This window comes from Microcoleus sp. Z1_B2 (genome assembly GCF_036700325.1).
In the GTDB taxonomy this organism is placed as follows: domain Bacteria; phylum Cyanobacteriota; class Cyanobacteriia; order Cyanobacteriales; family Microcoleaceae; genus Microcoleus.
In genome coordinates, this window is record NZ_JAUBOQ010000029.1 from 65,721 (window position 1) to 77,607 (window position 11,887).

An 11,887-nucleotide genomic window follows, 5' to 3' on the forward strand; every position below is an offset into this window, starting at 1 on the left:
GGCTATAAGAGCCCATCCCACTTTCAAGAGTGGAAGTTATTTACAGCACTTTCCAGGTAAGTGAAGTACAGAGAAACCGGGTTTCTTGAATAAAACCGGTTTCTGGCGAGAAATCCAGAAGAAACCCGGTTTCTGGGGTGTACTTTATAAACCTGGAATCCGCTGTAATTCTCATTCCTTACTAAGTCGGTGGCAAAATTCGCCAGTATGTAACAAAAGATTAATTAGGGTGATTCGAGTTAAATTTAATAGGTTTTGTAAGGTTGTGTATGGTTTTTTCTTTACCTTCTACCCCATGAATTACCGCAGAAGCAAGCTCTAATTCCGAGTCAAATATTTCTCCTGCTAGTTCCTCTTTTTTGATCTGTTGCCGCTCCCTGCAAAGCAAATTTATTCCTTCTCAATCTCCATAACGATGCCACCGGACTTGATAGAAAAACTCATGCTAATTGCGGACAATTGGCAGAGTGAGATGTACCGTTGTTTCCTTTTGATAGATACTGGTAATTGAGAACTCTCCTCCTGCCAGTTCGACAATTTTCCTGACAATTTTTAAGCCGATACCGGTGCCCTGTTGCTCATACCTCTTGCGCTCAAACTGCATGAAGGCACCTATTTTAGCAATTTGCTCTTCTGTCATGCCCCGCCCGGAGTCATGTACAGATAAATGTAGCATCTCCCCTAGGACTTGACTACTAACTTTAATAGTTGTCTCTGGTGAGGAGAATTTCAGTGCATTATCAATTAATTCATGGAGAATAGTTGATAGATATCGGTCTGATAGAGCTATATCCGCTTCCTCAAGAGTGAACAACATATCGTTGCTACGGTTGACCTTCTGAGCCTGGTATGTCAACTCGGTTTCAATGGCGGAAGCTACAAATTGAGTCCGGGCAGATTCCATCTTGTGCTGTTGACTTGCGGATAGTTCTAATCCTAAATAAATCAGGAATTTTTTCGTTAATTTTTCTAGGCGACGGGCCGAGTCATGTGCCCAGCCTAATATCTCACGGATTTGGGCGATATCCATGTTTTCGATATCGTCCTTGAGCAACCCGATCGTGCCTAAGATGCCATTGAGGGGCGTATTTAGTTCGTGGGATAGAGTAGAAGCTAAGTTGCCACGCAGCTCATTGAGGGTGCTGTCCAAGACATTGAGCGTATTTTCTTGGATGTGGTATAAGTTCTGGATATTATCATACTGTTCCTTGATTCTGAGCATTGAATGCACGCGAGCACGCAGTTCAATAGCATTTACAGGTTTACTGATGAAGTCGTCAGCACCGGCAGTGAGACAATGGGCAAGGTCTGATTTTGAATTTAATGCTGTCACCATAATGATGGGAACGGCTTGCCATTTTGACATGGCTTTGATTTGCCGACAAATCTCGATGCCGTCTATTCCCGGCATCATCACATCCAGCAAAATAAGATCCGGATCAAATATGTCGAGGGATGCGATCGCTTCTTGCCCGCTGGCAGCATAATGCAATTGATAATCCTGCTCTGATAACAGGGTTTCAATCACATCAAAGTTATCCGGCTCATCATCAACAATTAAGATAGAAAATTGAGACATAATTGCCACCATTTCAATAAAGTAAAAATTTTATAATTTCATCTGATACTCGTCAGCTATGCGGCCAAAGTGATTTCAAAAATTGCTCCTTGTGGTTGGTTGTTTCTGACACAAATTTCGCCCCCATGTGCCTCAACGACCATTTTGCAGAAAGCTAAACCCAACCCTATTTGAGAGACATTAGACATCAGATTTCCAATCTCGTATTTCTCAAAAATTTTTTGTCGCAATGTATCAGGAACACCTGGGCCAGAGTCGATAACCTGAATTTTTGCCTTGCCAGATGTGAGGAATTCTACAGTCACTATGATTTGACTATTGGGTGGGGAAAACTTAATGGCATTCGAGAGGAGATTGTCCAGCATTCGATGTATCATCGTGGCATCAGCCGAGACTTTTATACTGTTTTGTCCTGGCAATTGAGCGACTATAAACTGATTTTTTTTAGCAGCGATTCCTTCAAAGTTTGAGATAGCAGATTCAATAAGGTCGCACAGATAAATATCAGTGTAATTGAGACGATTTTTACCGGATTCGAGTAAATAGATTTGCAATAAATCATCAATTAATAGCTGTATTGCTTGTGCTGACGAGTAAATTCGTTCCAGTTGCATTTGTTGTTGTTCTTTAGGATACTCTAAGCTTTTTAGGATTTCCAAGCCAAGCAAGATGCCAGCCAGGGGATTGCGTAAATCGTGGACTACCATTTTAACCATATCTTCGCGCAATTTGAGTAAGCTTTGCAGGTCGTCATACTGGTGCTTAATTCGCAGCATACAGTGAACTCTGGCACGTAGTTCAATAGCATTTACAGGTTTACTAATGAAGTCGTCAGCGCCCGCAGTGAGACAATGGGCAAGGTCGGATTTTGAGTTTAATGCTGTCACCATAATGATGGGAACGGCTTGCCATTTTGACATGGCTTTGATTTTCCGACAAACTTCGATGCCATCTATTCCTGGCATCATGACATCCAGCAAAATAAGATCCGGATCAAATATGTCGAGGGATGCGATCGCCTCTTGCCCGCTGGCAGCGTAATGCAATTGATAATCCTGCTCGTTCAAGAGAGTTTCAATCACATCAAAATTATCGGGTTCGTCGTCAACGATCAAAACAGATGGTACATTCATGAATTATCTTACCAGGGAATTTAAAAGGTGTTGAATAGTGCTTGCCAATTGCTTCAGCTTAACGGGTTTGGTGAGGTAATCATTGGCTCCGGCAGCAAGACAACGATCGCGATCGGCAGTCATGGCTAAGGCAGTTAAGGCAAGGATCGGCACATCGACTAACCTAGGATCGAGGCGAATCTGCTGCATAGCTTCTAGGCCATCCATACCAGGCATTTGAATGTCCATCAAAATTAGATTGGGGTTTTGTGACTTGGCCAGGGCGATCGCCTCCTCTCCATTCTTCGCCAAGAGAATGCGATAGCCTTTAGCTCTCAAGTAGCTCGACACCGTACTGATATTGGCTTCATTGTCTTCCGCCACCAAGATTAAGGGAGAGCCTCCCTGTTCGGGCCCGCTGGGTTCGATGGGGGGTTCTGTCTGGGATTCCAGGGCAACAGAGGATGGCGCACCTGTAGGGGCAGTGCCCCCGTGCCTGCCCTCGAATTCGATGCCCCCGTGCCTGCCCTCGAATTCAGTGCCCCCGTGCCTGCCCTCGAATTCAGTGCCCCCGTGCCTGCCCTCGAATTCGATCGTGAAGCAACTTCCTACACCCACAGTGCTGGTGAGCAACACCTGCCCGCCGTGGAGTTCGACAATACGTTTCACCAGGGCAAGCCCCAAGCCAGTGCCTGCATATTGACGATTCAGCGCGCCATCGATTTGGATAAAGGGCTGAAACAGTTTGTTGATATGTTCTGGGGCAATACCAATACCTGTATCGATGACGGAAATTTGCAGAGTTTCTTTGACCAAAAAATGGGGTGAGGAATCGGCAGAATCTGGGTCGGCCCGGGGCTGTTGACGGCTGACTTCTAGGGTGATGCGTCCTCCGTTAGGAGTGAATTTTACCGCGTTGTTGAGCAGGTTGATCAAGACTTGGCGCATCCGCCGTTCATCAATCAATAAGTCGGGCAGATTGAGTGGCACTTTAATCTCTAGCTGGATGCGTTTTTGCAGGGCTTGTTGTTTGATAAATGCCAGACTGGATTGACACAGATGATTGATTGAAACTGGGGTGCAATCGAGTTCCATTTGACCCGATTCAATTTTGGCGACATCCAAAATGTCGTTAATTAACTCTAGTAAGTGAGAGCTACTGCGATCGATGGTTTGTAAAGCTTTGATTTGTTGTTCATTGACGATACCAAAGACTTGCTCTTGTAGCCCCTCGCTCATGCCCAAAATGGCGTTGAGGGGGGTGCGGAGTTCGTGGCTCATGTTGGCGAGGAATTCGTCTTTGAGGCGGGTAGCACGGGCCAGTTCTTGGTTAGAGACTGCCAGTTGTTCGTTGCGCTCGGTGAGTTGCTGCTGGGCTTGTTGCCGTTCGGTGAGTTCTTGCTGCAACTGCTCAAATAGGCTAGCTTGTTGAACCGCGATCGCCAACTGGTTAGCAATTTGTTGCAGGAGTTGCGCTTCAGACTCTTGCCAGACTCGCTTTTCTCGGCAAGCATGGACGACTAAAACCCCCCAGAGCTTGTTGGTTGGGCCAGGGGCAACCCCTCTATGGCTTTGGCTGCTTCGGACTTCTTGCAGGATAGGTGCAACCATTTTGGACTTGACTTCACCAACGCTTGCGTATTCCACCAAGCAATTAGTCCCCATATCGGTCATTATATCCGGGACGATACGGGGCTTGCCCTGGGAATAGTGGTTGAGGATTTCTTGAGACCACAGTTGGTCGTCCCAGTGATGGTTTTTGAGCGCGGGAAACTCGGTCAACACAGATTCTTCAACTATTTGACTTCTGCCATTGCATAGCCGGATTACGATGATTCGATCGCCTTGCAAGATTTCTTTGACTTGCTGTGTCACAGTCGCCAAAATTTCCTTAATATCCAACGATTCGCGAATTTGCTGGGCGATTTCTCCCAAAGTTCGCTGCCGTTGCAGTTGTAAAGCGATCGCCTTTTGTGTTTCCTTGCGGATAGCCAGCTCTGATTGCACCTGTTCGTAGAGGTAAGATTGCTGAATTGCGATCGCTAATTGGTTAGCAATTTGTTTAAGTAAATTGATTTCCCAGTCTTGCCATTGGCGCGGAATATCGCATTGATGAACAATCAGCAACCCCCAGAGGGTTTGATTCAGAATAATTGGAACTACGAGTTTAGCTCTGACCTGGATTTCTGCGAGGAATTCAACCAAGCAGGGTAAGATTGACTCATTTTCATCTTCCCTATCGTTGAGGGCATAAACTTTTCCTTGGATATAGCGATCGTAGTTCTCTTCGGGGAAAACCTCTTCTGGGAAGAGGATATCCAGAAGCTTAAGCCTATTTGGCGAAACTGATTCAGCAATGGCAGCCCCCGTCCCTTCAGGAAAAACCCGATAAACCAGCGTTCTGTCTGATTGCAATAGCTGATGGATTTCCTCAACAGTGCTATTGAGAATCTCGTCCAGATTCAGAGACGATCGCATCCGTTTAGTAATCGCTCCCAGCAAACGTTCCTGTTTTGCTTGTTGTTGCAATCTCAGTTCGGCTTCTTTGCGATGGGTGATATCCTGAAACGTGCCTACCAGACCAATAATATTACCTGAGCAGTCTCGCAGGGGAGCCTTGTGGGTTTCGAGAAATATTGGTTTACCATTGGGTAGGGTTAGCGTTTCTTCGATCCCTAATATAGCTTCACCCGTTTCGATTAACCGCCGATCCATCGCACAATACTCGTTCGCCTCGACTTCTTTCTGGCAAATATCTAAATCTCTTTTACCTATACTTTCGGTCGTAGATGGCAAGCCTAGAGTTTTGGCAAACTGCTGATTGCATCCTAAAAAAACCGACTCTCGATTCTTCCAAAACACCGAAAGCGGGATGGTATCGAGTACCGTTTGCAGAAACTGCTGAGATTCTTGCAAAGCCTTCTGGGCCTGTTTGCGATCACTGATATCTACTAATACACAAATAGTTTGATCCTCTGAGCCTGGAAGAAGTGCGGCTCCGATCAGCACAGAAATCCGGCTGCCATCCTTACGGTAGTATTCCTTTTCCAAGGAATCGATCGCGCCCTCCTGCATCAGGCGCTCCATCGCTACAACATCAGCGTGGGCATATTCGGGCGGCGTCATGGCATCCCAATGAATCATCCCAGCATTTAGTTCCTCCCTAGTGTAGCCAACCATCTCTAAGAAGCGATCGTTGGCATCGATTATGTTCCCCTGAAAATCGGCAAACATCATGCCGCTCACACTGGACTCAAACACACGGCGGAAGCGGATTTCACTGCTTTCCCTGGCGAGTTCAGCTTGTTTGCGATCGCGGATATCCGATATAATTCCCTGGATACTAATCAATTCCCCTTCAGCATTGATAACAGGTCGGGCGCTGCTTCTCACCCAGACATAATTGCCATCTCGGTGGCGATGTCGGAACTCATAATCACTTGACTTTTTACCAAGTTTGACATTCTCCCGATAATCAGTAACCACCAAAGGACGATCGTCTAGATGCACCAGATATATAAACGGCTTACCAATCCATTCACTCTCGTCCCAGCCAAACATGGTCTTGAATTGCGGTGACAAATAAGTGAGCATCCCATCGGGTTCACATGACCAGATCAAATCATTAGCCCCTTCTACCAGCCGCCGGAATTTAGCTTCACTCTCTGCTAATTGGGCTTCGATTTGTTTGCGATCGCTGATATCGCGGCATACACAAATCAATAATCCATCCTCTGTGAGGGTGAGGGATAGCCCTTCGGCAAAGGTAGAGCCATCTTTGCGGGTGGCGATCGCCTCTCCCTCCCAAGCGCGATCGCGCCCCAGCACCGGCAAGACTTCCCGCTCAAACCGTTCTAACTCGTGTTGGGAATACAAAAGTTTCCAAGATTTGCCCACCAGTTCTTGGGGATGTTCGTAGCCAAACAATTCTAGATGGGCTTGATTCAAATAGAGGTAGGTATCTCCTTGCATAATCGCAATGCCGTCGATCGCCGCCTCAATTGCTGCCAGTTGTCGTTTTAGGGTTTCTTCGGTTTGTTTGACATCGCTAATATCTGCAAAATAGCCAACAATCTCGATTGGCGTGCCTTCTTCATCTCGCAGCAGACGCAGCTCATCCCGTAGCCAAACGTAGTGACCATCGCGATGCAAAAATCGATATTCATGCTGATGAGTGTTGTGTTCAAATAGAGCCGATAAATGTGTAAAAACTCTAGGGGCATCTTCTGGGTGAATATGGTTAGCCCAGAAGCCACATTCCGATAAAAATTCTTCTGGTTTGTAGCCCAAAATGGCTTCGATATTTTTGCTCATGAAGGTTGCTCCATAGTCGCCATAGGGCTTACAGCTATAGATCATGGCGGGGCTCGATGCCAGAAGAAATTCGAGGCGTTCTTTCAAAAGGCGATTTTCTAGCTCTGTCTGTTGGCGATCGGTAATGTCTTGGATCAGGCCAAGCACATAGAGATGTTCATCATCCATCAATAGGATAGAAGTGGAAAAGGAGATAGTGCGGCACTGTCCATCTGGGCGCCGGATTTCCCTTTCCACGGCGATTAAGTTGCCCCCTTGTCGTATCTTTTTCAGGTCGGCAATCGTCTGTTTTTGAGATTCTTGATTATTCAGGTACAAGCTGTGATACCACCCCAGACGGTTAATTTCTTCTAAGGTGTAACCCGTAATTGTTTGCATTTGCTGATTCCAGACTGTGAAGCGGACAAATGGAAACTCCTCAACTTCATAGAAAACGCACAGCCCTTCAGTCATGTTTTCTACAATTTGTTGACGGAAAGTATTTTCCTGCCGAAGCGTTGCTTCGGCAAACTTGCGATCGGTAATGTCGAAGCGAATGGCTAGATACTGAAAAGGTCGCCCGCCTTCGTCCAAAAAGGGGACAATGGTGCTAGCAACCCAGTACAGGCTACCGTTTTTTGCCTGGTTGCAAATTTCACCGCGCCAAACATGACCGCTAGTAATGGTCTGCCACAGGTCTTGGAAAAATGCAGGGGGATGATAGCCAGAGTTGACTAGGCGATGGGTTTTTCCCATGAGTTCATCGCGGGAGTAGCCAGAGATTGCACAGAAGGGATCGTTGACGTAGGAGATCACCCCTTGGCGATCGGTGATGACCACAATTGCAGACTGATCCAAGGCCTGTTTAAAGGCTGATAATTCTTGAATTAACTGCTGTCGTTGGAGTTCAGCCTGTTTGCCTCTGCTAATATCAAAGTTGACCCCAATCATGCTCTGGGGATTGCCTTGGGCATCTGGCACGACGACACCATAGGCTTTAATAAAGTGGAGGCTACCATCGGGATGCAACACTCGAAACTCGGTATCAAATTCTGCTTGTCCTAAGAGGGCTTGTTGGAGCAATGTTTCGGTGGCGGTGCGGTCTTCGGGATGTAGTCGGTTTGCCCAAATGTCGTAAGGCAGAGGGGAATGAGATTGTTTTGTGACACCGTACAGTTCGTACATCCGCTCATCCCAAAAGACGGTGTTTTGTACAAGATCGAAGTCCCAACAACCGATCGCCCCTGATTTGAGCGCCAAAGCGAGGCGATCCGATACTGTCTGTAGTTCTGCTTCTGCACGTTTGCGATCGCTAATATCTTTGGCGATGCCTAAAAAGCCGATAATTTGTTGATTGACATCCTTGAGGGTGCTGATGGATAGCGACACAGGAAATCGAGAACCATCTTTACGGATATAGCTCCACTCTTCTTCGCTGACAATACCTTGGCGTACTTTGGCAACAAAAAGCTCAAAGCCGGGAGGAATATTTTGCCCTAGTTCAGCAGAGAGTGATGATGCCCGGTCAATTACCTCATTTGCATCGTGGATGAGTGCGGGCGTAGCTTTGCCGACCACTTCTGCTGCACTGTAACCCAGCATCCTTTCGGCTGCGGCATTAAAGGTCTGGATGATGCCAGTTGGGTCTACGGAGATGATGGAGTAATCAGCACAATCGAGGATGGCGCGTTGCAGGCTGTTGACTTGCCAAAGCTCTTGGGTGCGTTCTTCAACTTTTGCTTCTAGCTGTTGGTTTAGTTGGTAGAGTTGTCGCTCAGCCTGTTTGCGAGCCGTAACGTCTCGAATCATAAACAAGGCTTCATCTTCGCCACTCTTGACAACTCTGACCTCTTCATATTTCAGGCGTGGGCCAATGTGCACCTGCTGTTCATAAACTTGCAGTTCTCCTGTCCGTAAGGCTTGTTCTAGGTGGTGTAGATGTCGCGTCGCAATTTCTCCTGAGATCATATCCACCATCGCCACACCTGGGGTATCGAAATCTGTACCGCCGAGAAAGTCGAGCTGACGATTGGCTGTCACGCTCCCCCGATAAATACCATCGGCACCGATGCGAAACATGAAGTCGGGAACTGCTGCTAATATGGCTCGGCTGTGGGCTTCGCTCTGGATCAGGGCGGTTTCGGCAAGTTTGCGATCGCTAATGTCTGTAGTAGTTCCTACATAGCCGACTACTTGCCCGTCTGCATCCAGTTCGGGAACGGACTGCCCATATACCCAAGCCACAGCACCGTCGGGACGTTGAAAGCGGTATTCGAGTTGGAAAGAGCGATTTCCTTGAATGAATTGCTCCCATTCGGCGATGACCCGATCGCGATCGTCGGGGTGTAGCCCTTGTTGCCATCCTTCCCCGAAAGCGGTTTTTGGGGTGAGTCCGCTGATCTGAAACCAGCGATCGTTAACATAGATGCACTTACCCCTAGCATCGGCGCGGAAAATCCCCACTGGTACGGCTTCCACTAGGCTGGCGTAGCGTTCTTCGCTTTCTTGCAGGCGGACTTCAGTTCGTTTGCGATCGCTAATGTCGGTAATGGTGCCTATATAGCCGATCCGATGTCCATTGGCATCGAGTTCGGCGACGCACTGCCCATAAACCCACGTTACTTCACCGTCGGGACGTTGAAAGCGATATTCGAGTTCAAAAGAGTCGTTACCTTGAATGAATTGTTCCCATTGGGCAATGACCCAATCGCGATCGTCGGGGTGCACTCCTTGTTGCCATCCCTGTCCGATAGTGGCTCCTGTTGTGAGTCCGCTGATCTGAAAGTAGCGATCGTTGACATAGGTACATAGCCCCTCGGCATCGGTGCGAAAAATCCCCACCGGAGCGGCGGCGGCAAGGGAGGCGTAGCGTTGTTCGCTCTCGATCAGGGTGGCTTCGATCCGCTCTCGCTTTACCAGTTCATTCTGCAATTTTTGGTGGATCGTGGCTTGCCCAATGGCGATCGCCAGATGCGCTGATAAGGCTTGTATCAGTTCAACTTCTTCCGGTTGCCAGTCGCGGGGGTGCTGGCTTTCGCTGGCATTGAGCAAGCCCCATAACTCATCGCCACACAGTAGCGGCACCAAAATTTTGGCTTTTGTCTGGAGGCGGATCAGCATCTGCCGATGACAGTCTGATATGTTGGCTGTGGAGATATCTGGTACGACGCGAACATATCCCTGACGATAAATCTCAGGATTGTCTTGCTTATAGCAGGTCTCATTGACCCGTTGGCCCAACAGAGACAGGGACGAGTCGGTGGATTCCGCCACGACAATGATTTCCCGATCGGCTTCAAACCGCCAAATATTGACGCGATCGCAGCCGAGCACTTGCCGCACCTGCTGCACAGTCGTATCCAAAATCGTTTGCAGGCTTAGGGACGAGCGAATTTGGGTAGCCAAGTCTGCGACTAATTTCTCTCGTTGTACCTTGGTGTTGAGAGCGGCTGTCCGAGCTTCCACCTGTTGCTGGAGCTCAAGGTTGCGATTTGCCAGCAGCGCTACCTTTTGGGCCTCTAGCCGCACCACCTTCTCTTCCCACTTCTGGACCAGCTTGTATAGCTCCAGCGGGTTGAGGGCTTGCAGCAAACTGGTCTGGGTGACAATACCCAGTAACTCCCCTTGTTCCCCTGTCACCGCCAACCGACGGATCGATCGCTGCTCCACGATCTGCTGCACAGTCCAGAGCGACTCCTCTGGCTTGACCTTAAAAATCGGTGCACTCATCACCGCCTCAGCCCGACAGGTTTCCAGCTTCAACCCCAATGTCTGAAATTGCACAATATCCCGCTCGGTGATAATCCCCACTGGAATTTGTAGCGGTTCAGTAGAGATTCTGCCTGGGTGCACAATCATCACGGAACTGACGCGATGCTCTGCCATAAGTTGGACGATCGCCAGTAGGGAACTATCTGGCGCAGCACAAATCACTTCGCGGGTCATCACTTCTGCTACGATACGCAACCGCAGCAGGTCGATCGGTCGAGATATTTGGCGCAGAGTTTCGTGAGTGACTAGGCCCACTAGGCGATCGAGTTCGTCCACGATGGGCAAATGGCGAATGTGGTGCTGTTGGAGCAGATTAATCGCCAAAAATAAATCGGTGAAGGCGGACTCGCGGAGGGTGACGACGGGGTGTGCCATCACCTCCCGGAGCGCCAAATTCTCCAAGGAACGCTGCTGGGCACTCAGCCGCACCACGTCTCGCTCGGTCAGTACGCCGACCAATTGCTCGTTTTCCACTACCAACACGCAACTCGATCGCGCCTCCTTGTGGAGGTCGTCGAGTTGACCCTCGGCCGTTCTAGGGGTGTTGCAGAGCGATCGCACGCCACTCATTTGGGCGATCGCATCCATCACCGTCGTATCCGGCGAAACCACCAAGGGCTCTCGCACGATCGCAGTCCTGAGTTCTATGGGAGTGAGAGCAGTAGTACGAATGAACATGAGTTTATAGGGTTTTTTTGCTGATTATTTTTTTAACCATTTCGCCTTAAACACATGAGCTGATAGCGTAGCCCGGGGTCAGCCATAGTAACGAGAAGAGTTACGTAGCTGCACGACATTCTCTAAATATTATATTTACTTACAGTTCGCTTTTGCCGGAAATGACTTAGGGAATTTCTGCCACGCTAAGCTAACGCTTTTGCATCCTTTTCATGAGATGATAAAAACAGGAATTGCCCTCAACCCTTTACTGGATTAAGTGAAATCTCGGAGAAGGCGCTGTAACGATCAAATTTGTTGACTCTTGACGATTACTGGGAATTCTACAGTATACAGATCGCTATTCCCCCAAGTGAGAAGTTGTGATGCGTTTAATTACTTTCATCTGGGGCTTTTCTGATATTAAGCGTAAAACACTACCAGCCATATCTCGTGGAGTGGGATTAAGCCATGA

Annotated in this window: 3 protein-coding genes; all 3 read right to left on the minus strand. The window is 48.2% G+C overall.

The window, feature by feature from the left end; genetic code table 11:
- Positions 1–445 precede the first annotated feature (445 nt).
- Genes QT984_RS18115 through QT984_RS18125 form a run of 3 tightly spaced genes read right to left on the minus strand, consistent with a single transcriptional unit; the run spans position 446 to position 11,433 of the window.
- Complete coding sequence (locus tag QT984_RS18115; protein ID WP_333056644.1) at positions 446–1,579, minus strand: hybrid sensor histidine kinase/response regulator; 1,134 nt, start codon at positions 1,577–1,579, stop codon at positions 446–448.
- A gap of 56 nt (positions 1,580–1,635) precedes the next feature.
- On the minus strand, positions 1,636–2,712 hold the full coding sequence (locus tag QT984_RS18120) for a response regulator (protein WP_333056641.1): 1,077 nt from the start codon (positions 2,710–2,712) through the stop codon (positions 1,636–1,638).
- Positions 2,713–2,715: 3 nt separating this feature from the next.
- Positions 2,716–11,433: a PAS domain S-box protein gene (locus QT984_RS18125; protein WP_333374590.1), complete on the minus strand. Its 8,718-nt coding sequence runs from the start codon at positions 11,431–11,433 to the stop codon at positions 2,716–2,718.
- Between the last annotated feature and the right edge of the window lie 454 nt (positions 11,434–11,887).